The 18054-nt window shown below is 61.3% G+C and carries 11 protein-coding genes and 3 pseudogenes; 4 read left to right on the top strand and 10 right to left on the bottom strand.

The window, feature by feature from the left end; translation table 11 throughout:
• From H7225_RS06445 to H7225_RS06430, 4 genes and pseudogenes are all read right to left on the bottom strand, one after another.
• Window positions 1–603 (bottom strand): annotated as a pseudogene (locus tag H7225_RS06445) (ABC transporter permease); the annotation flags it as partial.
• Window positions 600–1673, bottom strand: a complete 1074-nt coding sequence (locus H7225_RS06440; protein ID WP_290660007.1) for an ABC transporter permease — start codon at window positions 1671–1673, stop codon at window positions 600–602. The pseudogene H7225_RS06445 and the gene H7225_RS06440, both read right to left, overlap by 4 nt.
• A gap of 50 nt (window positions 1674–1723) precedes the next feature.
• Complete coding sequence (locus tag H7225_RS06435) at window positions 1724–2842, bottom strand: BMP family ABC transporter substrate-binding protein (protein ID WP_290660005.1); 1119 nt, start codon at window positions 2840–2842, stop codon at window positions 1724–1726.
• Window positions 2843–2935: 93 nt separating this feature from the next.
• Window positions 2936–4000 (bottom strand): mechanosensitive ion channel family protein, encoded by a 1065-nt coding sequence (locus tag H7225_RS06430; protein ID WP_290660003.1) that lies wholly within the window; start codon window positions 3998–4000, stop codon window positions 2936–2938.
• A 45-nt stretch (window positions 4001–4045) separates the two neighbouring features.
• On the opposite strand from H7225_RS06430, the gene H7225_RS06425 reads away from it, so the two are divergent.
• Window positions 4046–5050, top strand: coding sequence for a DUF3616 domain-containing protein (locus tag H7225_RS06425; RefSeq protein ID WP_290660001.1), 1005 nt, complete (start codon window positions 4046–4048; stop codon window positions 5048–5050).
• A gap of 19 nt (window positions 5051–5069) precedes the next feature.
• Here the strand turns inward: H7225_RS06425 and H7225_RS06420 are convergent, their stop codons facing one another.
• Window positions 5070–6566, bottom strand: coding sequence for an RNA-binding domain-containing protein (locus H7225_RS06420; protein WP_290659999.1), 1497 nt, complete (start codon window positions 6564–6566; stop codon window positions 5070–5072).
• A 562-nt stretch (window positions 6567–7128) separates the two neighbouring features.
• Window positions 7129–11448: a hypothetical protein gene (locus H7225_RS06415; RefSeq protein ID WP_290659997.1), complete on the bottom strand. Its 4320-nt coding sequence runs from the start codon at window positions 11446–11448 to the stop codon at window positions 7129–7131.
• Window positions 11449–11506: 58 nt separating this feature from the next.
• Between H7225_RS06415 and H7225_RS06410 the strand changes: the two are divergent.
• Window positions 11507–12129 (top strand): annotated as a pseudogene (locus H7225_RS06410) (tyrosine-type recombinase/integrase).
• Between the two features lie 466 nt (window positions 12130–12595).
• Window positions 12596–12784, top strand: coding sequence for a hypothetical protein (locus H7225_RS06405; RefSeq protein ID WP_290659995.1), 189 nt, complete (start codon window positions 12596–12598; stop codon window positions 12782–12784).
• A gap of 31 nt (window positions 12785–12815) precedes the next feature.
• Here the strand turns inward: H7225_RS06405 and H7225_RS06400 are convergent, their stop codons facing one another.
• Together H7225_RS06400 and H7225_RS06395 are read right to left on the bottom strand one after the other, a co-directional pair.
• Complete coding sequence (locus tag H7225_RS06400; protein ID WP_290659993.1) at window positions 12816–15320, bottom strand: right-handed parallel beta-helix repeat-containing protein; 2505 nt, start codon at window positions 15318–15320, stop codon at window positions 12816–12818.
• A 600-nt stretch (window positions 15321–15920) separates the two neighbouring features.
• Window positions 15921–16055 carry a hypothetical protein gene (locus H7225_RS06395; RefSeq protein ID WP_290659991.1) on the bottom strand — a complete coding sequence of 45 codons (135 nt, stop codon included), beginning with the start codon at window positions 16053–16055 and terminating at the stop codon, window positions 15921–15923.
• Between the two features lie 111 nt (window positions 16056–16166).
• On the opposite strand from H7225_RS06395, the pseudogene H7225_RS06390 reads away from it, so the two are divergent.
• Window positions 16167–16368 (top strand): annotated as a pseudogene (locus H7225_RS06390) (hypothetical protein).
• 36 nt (window positions 16369–16404) lie between these two features.
• On the opposite strand, the gene H7225_RS06385 reads toward H7225_RS06390, so the two are convergent.
• Together H7225_RS06385 and H7225_RS06380 are read right to left on the bottom strand one after the other, a co-directional pair.
• Window positions 16405–17223: a DUF2007 domain-containing protein gene (locus H7225_RS06385; RefSeq protein WP_290659989.1), complete on the bottom strand. Its 819-nt coding sequence runs from the start codon at window positions 17221–17223 to the stop codon at window positions 16405–16407.
• Window positions 17224–17293: 70 nt separating this feature from the next.
• Window positions 17294–18054: DNA-binding domain-containing protein (locus H7225_RS06380; RefSeq protein ID WP_290659987.1), on the bottom strand; the 761-nt coding region annotated here is incomplete at its 5' end.

The raw sequence follows: 18054 nt of genomic DNA, 5'->3' as shown, positions 1-18054 counted from the left end.
GCCGCCCGCCATCGTGGCCAGCACGCGCACCGTGTTGACCGAGTAGCCCAACGCACGCGACGCATCGCTGCTGTCACCCGCCATGCGCACGATCAAGCCCCAGCGTGTGTTGGCCATGGCCCAGGCCATCAGGGCCGCCAATGCCACGCCAATGGGGAACAGCGCATTGATGCGCAAGGCCGCTTGCACTTGCTGCGAATCGCTCCAGCCGCCCAGGTCAATCGAGGGGATCTGCGCGGCTTGCGGCTGGATCAAACCCTTGCCCAGGTAAAAGGCCAGGCCCGCGCCCAGCAACATCAAGGCGATACCGGTGGCGATGTCGTTGACGCCTTTCAGCGAACACAGCAAGCCGTGCAGCAGCGCCAGCAAGGCACCCGCGCAACCTGCCAGCAACACGCCCAACCAAGGCGATCCAGTCAGGTAGCTGCCACCAAAGCCGGCCATGGCCGACAGCACCAGCACGCCCTCCAGGCCCAGGTTGATGCGACCGGATTTCTCCGTCAGGCACTCGCCCAGGCTGACGAACAGAAACGGTGTGCCGACCCGGATGGCGCCGCCCAGCACCGCGATGATCACGTCGAACCAAATGGAGGACTCACTCATGCGGGCACCTGCGACAAGCTGTTGGCAGGGATGCCTGGACGGCGGGCCAGCAATTCACCCAGGCGGCCCCGCAAGGCCTCGCTGGCCAGAATCATGACGAAGGCAAAGCCTTGCAGCACCAGCACCGAGGCATCGGGCAAATCCAGGCGACGTTGCAGCAAGCTGCCCGCCGAACCAAAGCCACCAAACAGGATGGCCACCGGGATCACGGCCCAGGGGTTGTGGCGCGCCACGAAAGACACCAGGATGCCCGTGTAGCCCAAGCCCGCGATCAGGGATGCATTGGCGTTGGTGTGCACCGCCGCCACCTCGATGGCGCCTGCCAGGCCCGCACACGCCCCGCCCAAGGCGCAGGCCGTGATCACCAGGCGGTGGCTGGGCAAGCCCACCAGGCGCGCCGCCCGAGCATTGCCACCCACAACCCGCGTGGCAAAGCCGTGCGTGGAACCGTACAACCAGAAGCCTGCGATCAGGCAGCAGGCCACGCCCCAGACCAGGCCCCAATGCACGTCATAGCCGGGGATGGCGCCCAGCAAAATGGCCGGGTCCAAGGGCAAGGTCGAGGGCTTGTTCAAACTGGTCGGGTCGCGCATGGGCCCTTCCACAAAGTGCTTGAACAGTGCCACCGCCAGGTAACCCATCAGCAAGGAGCTGATGGTTTCATTGACGCCCCGGTATTGCCGCAGCGCGCCCACGATGCCGATCCACGCGGCCCCCGCCACGGCACCTGCCAGCAACACCATCACGGTGCCCACAGCCGACGCCGGCGGCGCGACCAGGTAAGGCAGGCCGGCACAAGCCAGCCCACCCAGCACCAGCGCCCCCTCCCCGCCAATCACCATCAGCCCAGCGCGCTGCGGGATCGTCACGCACAAGGCGGTCAACATCAAGGGCGCCGAGCGCTGCAAGGTGTTCTGCCACGAGAACGCATCGCCAAACGCACCCTGGAACAGCAGGATCCAGGTCTCGGTGGGCGAGGTGCCGCCCAACCACACGAAGCCGCCAAACAGCAGCACCGCCCCGGCCAAAGCCAGGATGGGCAAGGCAATGCTTTCCACAGCCGACGCCATCGATGAAGAACCGCTCATGTGAACCGCCTTGTCAAGCCAGCAACCGGAACTCAGACCTTGCCGATGACGCCTTCGACCAGGTAGTTCATGCCTTCCAGCGCCGGGTCGACCTGCTTCATGGTCGTGCCCTTGGCCACCACCACCTTGCCGGTGTTGTCCTTGATCTCGCCCTTGAAGATCTCGAACTCGTCCTTCATCATCAAGGCCTTGATGGCATCGGCGTTCTTGCGCGCGGCCTCAGACACGGCGGGGCCGTAGGGCGACGTTTTGACGAAGCCTTCCTTCAAGCCACCGCGCAAGAAGTTGGGGTGCGGCTTGCCGGTGCGCGCGGCATCCACGATCTGCTTGTAAGGCGTGACCCAGTTCCACTCGGCGCCCGTGAGGTAAGCATTGGGGGCCAGCTTGGCTTGCGAGGCGTGGTAACCGCAGACGAACTTGCCGCGCTTGGCCGCCGTCTCGACAATGACCTTGGGGCCGTCAACGTGCATGGTGAACACATCAACGCCCTGGTCGGCCAGGCTGTTGGTGGCTTCGGCCTCTTTCACCGGCATGGACCAGTCGCCCGTGAAGATCACGGCGCAGGTGATGTCCGGGTGCACCGAGCGCGCGCCCAGCGTGAAGGCGTTGATGTTGCGCAGCACCTGGGGGATGGGCTTGGCCGCCACGAAGCCGATCTTCTTGGACTTGGTGGCATGGCCGGCGATCACGCCGTTGAGGTATTGGGCTTCATCGATGTAGCCAAAGAAGCTGCCGACGTTTTTGGGGTGCTTGGCCGCGTCCCACATGCCGCCGCAATGGGCGAAGCGCACGTCGGGGTTCTTCTTGGCCACGTCCAGGATGTGGGGGTTGAAGTAGCCGAAAGAGGTGGGGAACAGCAGCGTTGCGCCATCTTGCGAAATCATGCCCTGCATGGTCTTTTGCACGGACTGGGTCTCGGGCACGTTTTCTTCGCCGACGATCTTGATGCCAGGCATCTTCTTGATCTCGGACGCCGCCTCATAGTGCGACTGGTTGTAGCCAAAGTCGTCCTTGGGGCCCACGTAGATCATGCCGATGGTGATGGGCTTTTGCGCCAACACCAGGTCAGACCAGCCCGCCATGGCGACACCCGCCCCCGTGGCGCCCACCGTTTTGAGCCAAGAACGACGATTCCATTGATCCAGCGACATGCGTTTCTCCTTGCACCGGCTTGATGCACCGTTGATGTACCAGCTTGTATACCAGCAACATGCATGCCACCCCAAGGGGGTGCAAGGCGCCTATCAGGGCGGGGGAAAATGCAGCGTCTGCGTCGGAAAGGCCACCTGGGCACCATGCTGCGCCACGATCCCGCCAATCTTCAGCAACACGTCCTGCTTGACCTCTTGGTAGGCCACCCACACCACGGTTTTGCTGAAGGCGTAGACCATCAGGTCCAGCGATGAGGCCCCGAACTGGGTGAAATTGACGATCAGCGTCTGCGCGGCGTCGATGTCTGGGTGCGCCACCAGCATCGCGCGGATGTCGGCCACGATGGGCGCGACGCGGTCGATGTCCTCGTAGCGCAGGCCGATGGTCTCCTTGATGCGCCGGTGGCTCATGCGCGAGGGGTTCTCCACCACGATGTTGGTGAACACCGCGTTGGGCACGTAGATCGGGTTCTTGTTGAAAGCGCGCACGCGCGTGTGGCGCCAGCTGATGTACTCCACCGTGCCTTCGATGCTCTTGTCGGGCGAGCGGATCCAGTCGCCCACGCTGAAGGGGCGGTCCAGGTAAATGGTCAGGCCGCCAAAAAAATTGGCCAGGATGTCCTTGGCGGCAAAGCCCACCGCGATGCCGCCCACGCCGCCCAGGGCCAACAGCCCGGTGATGTGAAAGCCCAGCGTTTGCGCCACCATGAGCACCGCCACCACGAAGGTGACCAGGCGCGCCAGCTTGCCCAGGGCATCGATGGTGGTGCCATCCACCTCCTCACCACGCGCCACCCTGGCGGCAATGATGTGGCGGCTGGCCTTGCCGATGAAGCGCAACAGAAACCACACCACGCAGGCGATCAGCGCCACATCGCGCAGGGCCTGCACCTCAGCCAGGAAGGGCTCTTCCACATGCCGCTGCAGCACGCGCGCCATGTAGCTCAAGCCCACCACCCACATGGCCACCAGGATGGGCCGGCGGGCGGTGCTGACCACGGCTTCATCCCAGGCCGTGGCCGTGTTCGCCGTCCAGCGCGCGGCCTGGCGCAGCAACACTTGCGCAAGCTGGTTCAGCACAATGGTGATGACCGCGATGGCGATCAAGGATGCCACCCACGGCTCGATGCCCACGTGGCGGCTCAACCAATCACTCATGATGTTCATGCCACCACTGTAACGGCCCGGCGCCCAGGAGAAACCATGGAACTCAAACGCACTCTGATCTGGACGACCCTGTGGGTTTTGGCCGGCGCGGCCGGGATGGGCGCATCCAGCAACGCCTTTGCGCGGGACACGTTCAACTACCGGGGCCTGTGCGATGCATCGGCTGCGGTGGCGCTGGATGCAGATCACTTTGTGGTGGCCGACGATGAACGCAACACCCTGGTGGTGTATCGGCGCGGGCAAGCCTCGGCGGTGGACAAGCTGGACGTCTCAAGCTTTCTGGGCACCAAGCCTGACAAGGAGTCGGACATCGAAGGCGCGGCGTCCATCGGCCAACGCACTTACTGGGTGTCATCGCATGGGCGCAACAGCGAGGGCAAACGGCAGGATCGGCGTTTGCGCTTCTTTGCGACCGAGGTGATCAGCCGCGCTGCGCCGCCAAAGCAGCCCCCGTTCAAGCTGGTGACCGTGGGCAAGGCGTACTCGGGCTTGTTGGACGACCTGCTGGCGGCCCCCGCATTGGCGGCGTTCAAGCTGGCCGATGCGGCCGCCAAAGCACCCGAGGCGGAGGGCGGGCTGAACATCGAAGGCCTGGCCGCCACGCCTGACGGGCGCCTGCTCATCGGGTTCAGAAACCCGGCGCCCAATCAGCGCGCCTTGCTGGTGACGCTGGAGAACCCGAAGGAGGTGATCGACCACGGTGCGCGCGCTCGCTTGGGTCAGGCCATTCAGCTGGACCTGGGGCGGCGGGGGATTCGCAGCATTGACTGGGTTGGGTCGGCTTACCTGATCGTGGCGGGGCCACCGGCGGACACGGGGGCGTTTGCGCTGTATCGGTGGTCGGGGGATTCGGGCCAGGCGCCAGTGCTGGTGAAGGGGGTTGACTTCAAGGGGCTGCATCCCGAGGCGATGTTCGCGGCGCCGGGCACGCAGGGGTTCCAGGTGTTGAGTGACGATGGGCAGCGGAGGCGGTATGGCATTGAATGCAAAGCGCTGCCGAGCTTCAGGCAGGGGTTTCGGAGCTGGGAGGTGGTGCCTTGATCGGGGCGGTGTGCCCCCGTCATCGCGTCCGGTCGTTTGGCAGCACCTCCCAGCGACCGCCCTTGTTGGGGCCCACGCGGCGCAGGCGGTTTTGGGCTTTGAGTTTGGCGATCTGCTTTTCAACCGCCCGCGTCGTCAAGGCCAGTTGCTTTGCAATGTCAGGAATGGTGAGGGTCGCTTTTTGTGCCAACAAGTCAAGAATGCGGCCCCCACTTTCTCCCGAACTTTGTCCCGAACTTTGTCCCGAACTTTGTCCCGAACTTTCGGGAGACCACGTCATCTCCAGCACCGCGTGCTCTTGCGGCTCGTAGCGCTCCACCAACTTTAAACCGTGACCCAGATCCTTCCAGCCATGAAGGATGCGCGACATGCCTGAGCCCGCCCGCTCGCCCAAACCGATCATCAAAAACATCTGCTGCATGGTGCGGTTGCGGCAGTCACTCACCCCGCCTTGCAAGGCCTGCGCTGACGGCACTCGCAAACTGCCTGGGTTGCGAAAGACAAAGCCTGCAGGCTCCTTGATCACCAAAACCGACAAACGCCCGGTGAAATCCGCATGCACCAGGGTGTTGACCAAGGCCTCGCGCAGCGCCTTGTGCGTTGGCGTGTCGTCCTGCCGAGTGTCGCCCTTCAACACAAATGGCACCTTCACATCCGCCGTCAGCTTGTTGACCACGCGGCGGTAAAAGTCAAACAAATTGCCAGACCAATTGCCATCGGGCACGATGCGATCCAACCAGCGGACGCTGGCGGCGTAGTCGGCGGGTCGCTCCTGGTAGTCGACAAAGTACATCGGTAAAGCCTCGGCAATCGATGGCCAACGGCCAAACATCAACAAAGCCGCCACGGTCAACCCGGCCTCGCCGGTGGCACGGTCTTCCCGCCAGCCGCCCAGCATCTGCAAAAAGCCCTCGTCATCCAACGCCAACCACGGGTGATCGGGCTTGTCGGCACGAAAAATGTTGCGGTAGGCCTTCAGGCTGTCGACATCAAGATCCTTCAAACCGAAGTGGGGCAGGATGCGGGAATCGCGGCTGTCTTCCACCTGCTCGGCCAGCATGCGCTTGACATCCTCGTCAGGCAGAGGGCGATCGCCCTCATTCAGCCGCCGGTAGGTGTTGCCCTCAAAGGGATTGCGGCTCAGGTGCACCGGGCGCTGTTGGCGCCGAGCACGTGGAATCTCAACCAGCAACAGCGTCTTGCCATCCACCACGCATTCGTGCACTTGGCTGTCAGTCAGCAGGTTGATGCTGACTTTCTGGCGGTTGTTCAGGTTGTTGAACAACTCGGTGCGCACCTTGCCCGGGTTCTCGATGCCCACCGGCTCAAACAGCCCCTTGCGCTCGCGCATGCCAAGCACGACCATGCCGCCATCGGTGTTGGCCATGGCGCTGTAGGTGGGCCAGAAGTCATCTGGCAGTGCGCCCTTGCCATCACGGCCGTTGGCCAGCTTGCATTCAAGCAAGACGGACTCTCGCAACAACAGCAAATCACCCAAAGATTGAACAGGGGTCATGCTAGTTTTGCCTCCGTGGATTCATCTTGCGTATCGGGGCGTTGTTCATGCGGCAAGGGCTCTGGCTGATTCGTCTGCGCGATGGGCATTGCGAATTGTGACTTGTTTGTCAACCAGAGCTGCGGGGCCGGGCAGCGCAGGCGGTATGGGATGGAGTGCAAGACGCTGCCGCAGTTCAGGCAGGGGTTTCGGGGTTGGGTGATGGTGTTTTGACTACAAGGGGGCGGATGCTCACTTTCGACCTTGAGCTGACACTTGTTGACGCACTGCGAGTGACCGCATAGCAGCGGGTGCGGTCGGTGGCTGCAGAGCGCCGAACTCACGCTAGCCGCCATCAAGTGGTCACTGACTCTGGCCGCCGCGGAACATACGAAGGTCTACTAAGCAAGGTGCAACGGACCCGGGTCGACTTTTGGCGGTCAGAGCCACGCCGATGACTGCTCTTTCCGCCAGTTCAAACTGGTGCATTCGACCCTGAGCAGTCGGCCGTCAAACTCCAGAGCAGTCGTTCGCGAGCAATCCAATGCTCACCACAAGGTCACCCTCCCTTTGCGAGAACTGCCTACGTGGCACTTCCTTTCTTGCGAGTCGACTTCTTCTCGTTACGGGGGCTGTGTCCGCTTGGACATTCAAAAGCAATGACCTCGACGTGCTTCTTGCCGAGGGACGCCACCGTGAGTTCATCGGCTCGCTTTATCAAGATTTGCCACAATTCAAAAAATGACAGTGCCCGCTTTTGAAAAGGGAATTTCTTCCTTGACCCTTGATGCATAACTACGAAAATGCCGTAGTTCGACTTCTTGTCCCGCAGATAGTCACCTTTCAGCTGCCACTCGAGGTCGAAGAGTAGTGAATCGACAGTGCGGTCATCTGCAACCTTAAGTTCCAAGGTCGCCATGTGCCGCAGAGTCTCGGCGCGGATGTCCGGCATCGTCCTGTCTGCTAATTCGGGTTCGCGCTCGACGGAGTAGGCCTGCTGGGATAGCAGTTCCAGCTCACGGGCGAGCCACAGCTGCATCTCTCGCTCCTTACCCATCTTCAACAGGTCGCCGACATGGAAGCGCCCCGACAATACGTTCTGGACGGCAGACCTCGTGTCGCGCCTGACTCGCAGCCAGAGTGACTGTTCGTCGTCGACTGGCACGGCCATCGCGTCCCGCGAGAAGTCAACGAACTGTGCGGTCGTCCAGGGCGGCGGTATCGCAGCTCGTTCGGCAATGCGAACGGCCAACGCATCGAGCATGTGCGCCGTCGGTGCCTCATCCTTGAACTTCACGGCCAGCCGCCTGGCTGCTATGTAGGCGGCGTGGCTGCCCAGTGCGTCAATCATTCCAAGGACGGAACTGCGAAACTGGCCCGCATTGTCTCTGGCGTCGGGCGAGAAAACCCCCGTGCGATATGGGTCCGTCGCTGGCGGCGCGGCCAGCGCCATGACTTCATATAGTTTCTCGAGGTGCGTGGCCAACTCTTCGGTATTTGACTCGATGCCCGATAGAGGACTCTCCCTGTTCCTTGACCAATAGCTCGCTAGTCCGACAATCTCTACCTGCCTCGCCGGCTCGCCAGCACAATCGGCAAGAAAGGCCAACGCGGGTCCGGGCTGAACTCGAACCCAGGCGGAGAAATAGGCAGCGAAGTCATCACGGCGATTTTCCCAGCCCTGACGACTCCTTCCATCTAGGAAGGCCACAAGCTCTGGGTCTTCAGGCCATTTGCAGAGCGCGCTCAGGGCCTGCTCCACCTCGTAGTACGAACCGCATGCGTCGGCTTTTAGGTAGGACCAAACTGCCGCCCTGCAGCGGGTGTCACCCGCGACGAGCTTGTCCGGCATCCTTGCCACGACATGTTTGGCGTCCTCGGCAGCCTTCGGCGATGTCTTCCACCCCTCGACTACTGAGGCGTAGAACGCATCGCATTCGTCGAATCGGGTAGCCACCAGGAATGCTACGTAGGGTGGAAACTGGTTCAGTTCGTAGAGGCTGTAACGCATGGCCTGTTCGGACTCGGCCACATTCAGTGCCTTCGCGGCGTAGGCGTTGACCACCTCAGCAGCAACCCCCGCAAGGCCGACAACGGTTTGTTCATAGACGGTCTGAGGGTTGTTAACGTCTTCGAGGGGCAGATGGTCGCGCCAAAGCCGGCAAAGGCCCGCTTGTACGGCCGCTGACACCACCGTTCCATACTTGGCCTCCAAAAAACTCCACTGTTCAGCTCCGAGTGAAGTGCGGAGACGTCCATCGGTCGCGACGAGAACCAGGCGCGTAAACATTGCAGGGTCTGCACAAGCCGCAATTGCCTCGGTCTTGGCCTCGACTTGCGTCTTGTCCACAGCAAACGCGGGCTTGCTGTTCGCCGTCCTCTTGGGTGCTCGCCGCTCAGCTCGTGGCGACTCGCGCGGCGCTATGCCCTCAATCAGACGCTGGAGCTGGGCCCCAAGCTCGGCGTCAGGCAACTCGGTCTTGAGCTGCTCCAGCGTTTCGATATCCGCCTCGGAGATGTGGGCGTACAGCTCCTCAGTGTGGCTTCTCAGCTTCCACAGTTGCTCCTTGCCGAGACCCCTTACCAGGCGCCGGATTGCCAAGCGCTGCAGCTCTGGCCGAACACGTATCAGCGGCGGAATTTCGTCGAACCGGTCAAAGTCTCGGCCTTCCGCTTGAACTCGCACTGCCTCAAGGGTGTCCAACAGTCCAACGTAGTCGGCCTCGGCCAAGTCGTCCCGGCTTAGGAGTGCCTCTACCGACGAGACGAGCAGCTTCATCGTTGCGTCGGCTCCAGGTCCTGAAATGCCGACGGCTGCCTGCTTAAGCGTCACGACCAAGGCCAACACATTGGCCTTGGATGAGTCGTGCTCAACGAGGTCTTGCACATAGACGGACGCTGCAATCGACTCAAACAGACCCGAACGCAGCACCCTGCGCAGATGGTCCACACTGCGAGACCGTTGAAGAAGCGATTGAAGCGAAATGGTTGCAGCTCTGGCGTTGAACAAGCCGCGAGCGAAAAGCCCGTCAACCGCCCATTCAACATCGGCCGCGCGTCCGCACTCCCCGATGGCATCCACCGCGCGCACCCGCGCTGTGTCAGATGAACGTGGATTGGCAAGCTGCCGTTTCAATGCCGGCACGCCTTCGACACAACCTCGGCTTGCAATCATGCGAGTCAGCAAGTCCCAGCACTCGTCGTTGTGGGCGAACGCGTCGATGCTAGATACCACTGTCTGCACAAGGTCAGGCCGCATCGCCTGCCAATAGTCGTCGGACGTGAGCCGCACCGTCCGGTAAAGGAGCGCACGGCCGCTCGCCAGGGCTCCAATGGTCTTTCGCAGGGCGTCCTCCGCCACCGGATGCGGCAGGCCAGAGATGTCTCCATACAGCAGTACAGCGTGTGGGGCTACATCCAAAATCCGACGCGCGAATTCGAAGTCCATCGACGACAACCATCCCGCGACCACCTCAAATTGCGAGGGGATAAGCTCGCCTGCGAACGACGTCTTGACGAACAAGTCCAAGACATCGTCCACGCTCATGGACCCGTACTTGATTCTTTCTGCAAGCCACTTTGCTGCCAAGAAGGGCTGCAACTCAGAAGGCAACAACTTCAGACGCTGGATGCCCGAGTCAATGAAGAACGGGAAGGTCTGAAGCAGTGTCTCGAAGTTGCCTGGTCGGTGGGCCAGCGCCTCACGCAACGAAACCGCACCGTCGTCGCTTGGTGAGGCGCGCAGCGCAAACAGGTACTTCTGACAGAAAAACGACGCTGCACACAGTCGTTCGATTTCTCGAAAGACGTCGTCTTCCGAAAACGGCGTTGCCTGTCGGCGCCGCTCGAATCCCATGCGAACGAGTTCCTTGACGGCGGCCTCGTAGGCTCGAAGTCGGCCATCCCCCGACTGAAGCTTGGGAACAACGCGAGCCAACCATCCCAGCGAGCCAGGATTGCGAAGCGCAAATGCCAGCCCCAGATTCCACGCCTTGTCTTGCAGTGCTGCCGGATGCTCTACGCCGTGAACACACCTGAGCAGCTTGCTTGCCTGCCCCTTCGTAAGTGGGGGCAGGGACGCAAAAATCATGGCACTGACCGGCTTCGCATCATCCTGCGCTTCGAACAATGAAGCTGCGGTGCCGTCGACTTCGGAGGGGTCACCGAGCACGGCAACTTGAGCGCAAAGGCCATCACGAATTGTGTCAAGAACATCGGCTGAAGACCACGAGCCAGGCCGACTAGACACCACAAAGCGCGAGCGCCGAAGCGCAGGCAGTCCGAGACAGGAAGCCACCTTGTTGATGCAGACGAGCAAAGCCTTGTCGTCGCATAGTTCTGCCTCGTCCAGCGCGTCCAGCAGGAAGATGCCTTCGGTGTCACCCTGACACCATCCAACGAAGACGGACTTGTCCGCTCCCATGGCCTCGTCGACCGATGAGCGCACAAGCGTCCCCAGATCGAGCATGAAACACGCCCGGTCGATATCGCGCAGTCGACGCTGGAGTAGCTTCAGCTCGGAGGTCTTTCCACAGTGAGCAGGGCCAACGAGCAAGCACACGCGATGCCTAAGCAGTCCGTCCCAGGTGGTCTCGACCGCAGAGCCCTCGGCAAAGGCCTCGAAGAGCGCAGCGCCGACCTTGGCATCCCTTCCACCTTCAAACGGGCGCATCGGTTTGCGCCCGAGATCAACTAGGGATGTGTGCAACGGTTGCTCAGTCATAGCGCGGTAATGCTGCTGTGTTTCGACCTGGGAGATTAGGCCAGATTGATTTGGTATGGCGCGCATATCCTGTTGCACCAGCCGCCAATTGGATGGCCGGATTGGGACGCTTGCCCCAGTGGCTGCTCCTGGCCGGCAGCGGCAGTTTTCAGCAGCTTCCAATAACTTGATCGAGCGCAAGCACAACCATGCAACACAGAGGCACTGTTATTGATCCTTAACACGATGGGAGACCATCATGGGATCTGCAGCCAACACTGCTCACCGGGAACCTTGGAACAGGGCAAGATCGTCGGCCAGAAAGCGCCGTTCAAACTCAAGGACATCTGGGCACTCCGCGTGCGACTTCAGATGGAAAAACGGGTTCGCGAACTCGCACTCTTCAACCTGGGAATCGACAGCAAACTTCGAGGTTGTGACCTCGTCAGTCTCAAGGTGCGGGACGTCTGCCACGGCGACCAGGTGGCATCGCGCGCAATGGTCACGCAGCACAAAACGCAGCGGCCAGTGCAGTTCGAAATCACCCCAGCGGCGCGCGAGGCCGTACAGGCTTGGATTAAACAGGCCAAGCTGAAGTCTGAGGACTTTCTCTTTCCAAGTCGAATCCACGATTCGCCTCATCTGGGAACACGACAGTACGCACGGATCCTTGAGGGCTGGGTTGAGGAGCTTGGGCTTGACCCCACCGACTACGGCACTCACTCAATGAGAAGAACCAAGGCGACACTGATTTATCGGCGCACCAAAAATTTGCGCGCTGTTCAGTTGCTGCTTGGTCACTCGAAGCTGGAGTCGACTGTGCGCTACTTGGGTATCGAGGTAGATGACGCACTGGAGATTTCTGAGCAGACTGAAATCTGATCGCAGGCAGTACAGGCCGTCCGAGAACTGTCAGCTGTACAGCCAATCGGGCGGCCAACGTTTGTTGCCGCCTTGACCGTGGATGTAGACCTAAACACCGTACGGCAGGAGGCGGCACCCGCCAAAGACCGGACAGTCAATGGCGCGCAACGCCCGACAGTTCGGGTGGTCAAGGTTGACGTCATTGGCACTGGTGAATCGATGAGAGTCGATATCCCGTTTGAGAGATTGAGCAAGACGACGTACCCCAGGCGGCGCCCTTCCCATGGACATGTTAGTTGGAGTACGGCATGACGCAGCGAAACAAGCCCAGGAAAAGAGGCCCTCAGCTGGAGGTGACCAACCCCAATGCTGCAGGAATCGACATAGGTAGTGAATCGCACTACGTGGCGGTGCCCGCCGACGACGCCTCCTTCTCAAGCTGACCGAACCCTTGTGGTCGGCGGTACGGGCCAAGTGGGACTGTTTGATCGCCCGCAACCAGCCCCTGAAGCTCAAGGGCGCTCCCGACAAGTTGTTCGTGCCCTTGCATGACTTCGCGGAATCCATGCTCGGCGAGGACAAGCCCCGCTCCGAGCTGGAAATTCACAAGTACGTGGACCAGGCCGTGCAATCCTATCTGCCGGGACCCGGCAAGCATAAGAGTGCTGACTGAGGTTCAGCGCCCCTCATCTGCCGGCGTCAGATCACCAGGGCATGGCCACCATCCGCACGTTATCGATGCGCACGGTTGAATTGGCGTTGAACTGGAAATCCACGCGTGCGTTGCCAGCGGTGGTCGGGCTGGACGACAAGACAACCACATGCCGTTTCCATACTTTTCCGAGGGTGACGCCACGGTAGTCAGACAGCGGTGCAAAGTTATCCACCCTGGTCAGGTTCAGATTCACCGAGTCATCCTCTGCACTGCCCATGGCATCAAACACCACGACGTACTTCTTGCCTTGCTCCACAGCCATGGGTGACTGCGTGTGAACAATGAAGACTTTCTTGCCGGAAACCGTCTGGGCATCCGCCCCCGGCGAGGTCGTCAGACAAGCTCCATCGAAACACCCTGTGGTGCCATACGTGGGCGTCACAGTGCGCCAACCCTGCCAGTTCGTTCCTTGCTGGGTGAACTCGCCATTCGCTACCATGTTGGCCTGGACGTCCAGAGGCGTCGGCCCCTGCGCCGTGTTGTAGAACGAAGCGTCAGCATCCTGGTACACGGACGTTGAATTCGGCACCGGGGTCTGACGCCACAGGCTGAACGACTTGAGCGACTGGCCAAGGTACGCAAACTGCGCCGCATCTGGCATGGCATATTGATTCAAGGCGTAGCGCGCGAAATCAGCCTCACCCGCGAAATCGCTCGTGTGCTCGATCATCGGGCGCAGGTGTTTCGACATCATCACATTGCCGACCACCTGGTTGCCCATGAGGTAGTTCTGCGAGTTGCAGCCTGCCAAGCCTGCACAGTAGGGAGACAAATCCAGCCGCGAACCGCTGTAGTTGTCTTCCTGCATGTAGATCTGCGTGCGGCGATTGTCTACGAGCCGGTTGCCCGTGATGCTGACGTCCCTGCCGTGGTGCAGCATGACGCCGGTATCGAAGCCAGTCACGAAATTGCTGGCGATCTCCACGTTGCCGCTGAAGTCATCGAGGTAGATGCCATTGGTGCCGCTGAAGGGCGATGTCAAGGAAGACGGCGTGCCGTCAATGCGGTCGAGCGAATGCGCCAGAAGGCCACCATCGATGTAGTTGCGGTTGATCTGGCTGCTGACGGCATTGATGTGACCGGCCTCCGAATCGGCAGGGTCGAGGCCACGAACATAGATGCCACCGCAATCGTCGAATTCCTTGCAGCTGCCCGACACCACGTTGCGCTCGATGACATTGAGCTTGGCGCCCTTGATGCCGATGTAGCTCGAGTTGGTCACGGTGTTGTTGATGGCGTTGCTCTTGTTGCCGAGCCAGATGCCTGCTGCCGCGAAACTGCCGATACCGGCGTTCTGCACGGTGTTGCCCGTCACGTGGATACTGCGCGTGGAATCGGTGCCGAGGTAGATGCCGATGTTCAGGCTGTCCGTGACCGTGGAGTTCGAGATCACGCCCGAACCATTGGTGTTGTGGATCACCTTGATGCCGACGCCGCCCGCTCGCGCAGCCACCACCTTGTCGATGACCACGTTCGTGGCTGCGCCGTTGCCATTCAGGCCGGAGATCGCCAATGCATCGCCGCGAGCGTCGAGCAATTCGAGATTGCGCACCGTGACATTGCGGACCCCGTAACCCGCCACAGCGTGCACATTGGTCGAGGCATAGAGCGACTTGTTGACGGGACTCGATCCATCCGGCATCCACACATACAACTTGCCGCCCTCGTAAACCCATTCACCCGCTTTATCGAGCATCCACAGCTTGTTCTCGAGCCAGAAGCCGTACGCAGCCGACACGGGAATCGAGTTGTCCCCGCCCCACACGGGATCAGGCGCCAGGGTCAATCGTGCCGCGCTGCGGTCCGCCGATGTCACGTTGTAGCGCCTCATGATCCACGAGGCGTTCTTGACCATGGCCTGAGCGCCCACCAGGCCAGTCGCTGGAACGTTCGACGGGATGGCTCCAGCCTCGTGAACCAGGGCTTGCTCACCGGTCGTGCTACCGGCTATGGCGCCAGAGCCGCTGAGCGCCCGCGCGAACCGATTCTGACCCGCGCCAAAAACGCCCTCGCCGATATTGGGAGTTCGGGCGCGCTGCAGCCGGCCCCCCTTAAGCAAGAGCTGTGTGATGGCTGCGGGGTGAGTGACATTGTCGACATCGGTACCGATCGAGACCAACCCGGGTGTGTCGGCAACATAGATATTGCTCAGGAAACCATTGCGCTTCCAGGCCAAATTGCCGACATACTTGGATGCCCGAATGATCGGGCGGGGCAGCGATGAAGGCTCGGGATAGGCCTCGTACGTGACGCCATTCTTGACTGTCAGCGTGCCCTGCCATTCGCCCCCACGCTTGAACAGCACGCGGTTGCCTGCGGTGACCTGCGGGGCGCCGTTCACCTGCGCAAGTGTGTTCCAAGGGCTCGTCAGTGAACCGTTGCCTCCTGTGGCCGCGACGGAATCAACGTAGTAATCTGCGGCTTGTACCGATTGGACAAGCAAAGCAATGGCGCAGCCGACCGCAGCGCGCGGCCAGTGAATATGATGGCTCATGGACTCTCTCCCTGTTAAATGAATGTATCTTTACTCTGTATGGACGATGCTAACCCAACTCCCATGTCAAACGGTTAAGGTGAGACGCTCAAGGCTGGGCTCTGCTGCCGACAGATTCTTGATGGCTACTTTACCGACACCCTTGTTCGTGTCATTTCCATTCTGCGCGCCGCAGCAAGGAATTGGTCTTGCCCTCGTATCCCGAGCCCCGACATGCGAAAAACTGTCCATGCCATCCTCTTTGCCTTGACGTTAACAGGATGCGACACCCCGAACCAATGCTGACGAGATAGCAATGCAGGTGTCAGAAGAGGAAATGCGAGACGAATACAACCGCATCATTGCGTCTCACAAGGGCATGGAGTATCGAGTGAGCCATATCTTGCTCATGACCGAGCAACCAGCGAGCGGTCCAATGACCGGTGCCGCGGTCAGCAGTCGCTGGTCCGCCAAAACTCAGCGGCAGCAGACAGCCTGGAGCTGACATCGACTGCCATCCCTGGCACTTCGCTCATGGCCAGAACCTCTCACCGCTCCCGCCTCCGGGAAGCCGCCGTTGCCAACGGCCGGCCCCGCAAGGGACGACCGCCGTCGGATTCCTCAGATTTCCGTCTGCTCGGAAATCTCGAGCTCGTCGCCGACCTCAATGCCGAGGTTGAACAGCGCCAGATCTTGAACGGTGCCTTCTGGCCGACGATCTTGCCCTTGTTCCACGTCTCGTGCCACAAGGCGCATGTCCTCCTGCCAGGCACGCCATGTCGATTTGGCCTACCCTCATTCGTCGTGTGAATACGAGGGTGCCCTCAGGCGAGCGCGCCCACCGCTCAACTTAACAGGAGTGACGACATGTCCTACATCGATGGTTTCGTGATCGCAGTCCCCACCGCCAACAAGCAGAAGTTCATCGAGCACGCGCGACGCAGGCATGAAGAAGATGATGGAAGACCCGCGCATGGATCCGTCCACACCCGGCAACCCGCCCATGCCCTTCGACGGCAAACGCATGATCTTCGGCGGCTTCGAGCAGGTGGTCGAAGTGAAGGCTTGAGCGGCAGGGTGTGGGGCGTGACGCGCCCCACACCAATCACTTGGCCCCCGCCATCGGCAAGCGCGATGTCACCGCACCAACACGCGAGTAAACCTCAGTCGTGTCCAGCCGACCATCCCCATCCGTGTCAATGTCAGCACTGACGGCCGAGCCCAGGCGCACATGCTCAAGCCGAGCCACCTTCTGCGTGATCGGGTCAACGTACTCCACCGTGTGCGCCACACCATCGCGGTACAGCGTTCGCACGTCGGTCACGCCATCGCCATCCAGATCCACCTCGGCCACTTCGGGGTTGTTGTGCTTGTAGTGGATGTGCGTGTCCATGACGCCGTCGAAATCCTCGTCCGAATCTGAGCGGACAAGCTGACCATGGCCGTCGATGGTGTTGATCAAATCGATCCGCTGGTCGAAGTTGTGATCCACCTCGGTCGACAGGTGCCGGCCCGACGCCGAAAACTGCCAGTGTTCATCCAGCACGCCGTCGCCGTTGTTGTCCCGGCCTTCAGTGGAGGCGGGCACGCGCATGAAGGCAAAGGACAGGCCCATGCCCAAGGCCACGCCGATCAAGGCGGGCAGCGCCCAACGCGAGCTGCCAGCGCGCTCGCCCGCTGGCGCAGCGTCGCCAACCGGCGTGTCGGCCACGGGGCTGGCCGCTTCCCAGCGGTCGATCGCCTCCCTGGCACGGAGGTGATCGTCTTCCAGCACTTCCAACCGCACCAGACCGGCGGCAGGCAACTCGCCCATGGCCCCTTGCAGGTGCGCGCCGCGGATGTGGGCCGTGATGCCCTCCTGCCTGAGCACGTCCAGCAGCATCTGGGCCTCCAGCACATTGGCGGCGTTGTAGACGGTCTTCATGGGCCACATTCCCTGGGAGATGATGTGGACACGATTGTGCCTTCAGTGGCGCACGTGACGTGCCATCACCTCAGCAGTGCAACCCCGCCAACAAGCCCTCGTCGATCCAGCGGCGCAAGTAGCCACCGGCCAAGGCCGCCGCGTTCTCGTCCTCAGGCAACAGCTCGGCCAGCAAGCCACACATCGCCGCGAATGCCTGCCCCTGCATCACCGCCCGCAAAGCGGCCGCCTCGATCGGCGCCACGCTCCTGAAATGCGGCCGCTCTTCAATGCGCCACACCACCACGTCCATCGGTGATGGCAAAGCCTCAACCGGCGGCACCTCGGCTTCCTGGTCCAGCGCATGCCACAAGCTCAGCGTGTTGCAACGCAGGCTGATCAAGGCCAGCGTGGGGTGCGGCTTGAACACCACCGTGGCCCAGTCATCAGGCGCCAACGCGGCCACGTCAGCCATGCTCAACACCGGCGCATCCACGCCATCAAAGGCGGCGCGCATGGTCCAGTCCAGGCGGGCGATCTCTGCCACCTCGGGGTGATCACCCAAGGCGCTGTCCGCATCTTTCAATCGCGGCGCCAGCCAATCGGGGTAGGCGCCGCCATACCAACGCAGGTTGGCCGATTCAGACGGATGCGCCTCGATGAACTCGGCCGACAAGGCATCGAACCACTCATCGCCCAGGTACAGCAAGGTGTGGCCAAAGCTGTCGCGCAAGGTCTCTTGCAAACGCGCACGGTAAGCATGGTGGTAGATGCCCAGGCGCTGCGCCGCACTGCCCGGCACCACGCTGGCCACATCGGTCAAGGCGGCTGCATCGCCCGCCAACACATGGC

It is taken from the genome of Aquabacterium sp., from assembly GCF_014378415.1.
Classification (GTDB): Bacteria; Pseudomonadota; Gammaproteobacteria; order Burkholderiales; family Burkholderiaceae_C; genus Aquabacterium.
The sequence above is the reverse complement of the archived record's forward strand: the minus strand, read 5'-3'. Positions and strand labels throughout refer to the sequence as shown.

Coding starts and splice junctions, on each gene's coding strand:
- H7225_RS06440 (WP_290660007.1), bottom strand. CDS start 1,673: ATGGCGTCGGCTGTGGAAAGCATTGCCTTGCCCATCCTGGCTTTGGCC.
- H7225_RS06435 (WP_290660005.1), bottom strand. CDS start 2,842: ATGTCGCTGGATCAATGGAATCGTCGTTCTTGGCTCAAAACGGTGGGC.
- H7225_RS06430 (WP_290660003.1), bottom strand. CDS start 4,000: ATGAGTGATTGGTTGAGCCGCCACGTGGGCATCGAGCCGTGGGTGGCA.
- H7225_RS06425 (WP_290660001.1), top strand. CDS start 4,046: ATGGAACTCAAACGCACTCTGATCTGGACGACCCTGTGGGTTTTGGCC.
- H7225_RS06420 (WP_290659999.1), bottom strand. CDS start 6,566: ATGACCCCTGTTCAATCTTTGGGTGATTTGCTGTTGTTGCGAGAGTCC.
- H7225_RS06400 (WP_290659993.1), bottom strand. CDS start 15,320: ATGAGCCATCATATTCACTGGCCGCGCGCTGCGGTCGGCTGCGCCATT.
- H7225_RS06395 (WP_290659991.1), bottom strand. CDS start 16,055: ATGCGCCTTGTGGCACGAGACGTGGAACAAGGGCAAGATCGTCGGCCA.
- H7225_RS06385 (WP_290659989.1), bottom strand. CDS start 17,223: ATGAAGACCGTCTACAACGCCGCCAATGTGCTGGAGGCCCAGATGCTG.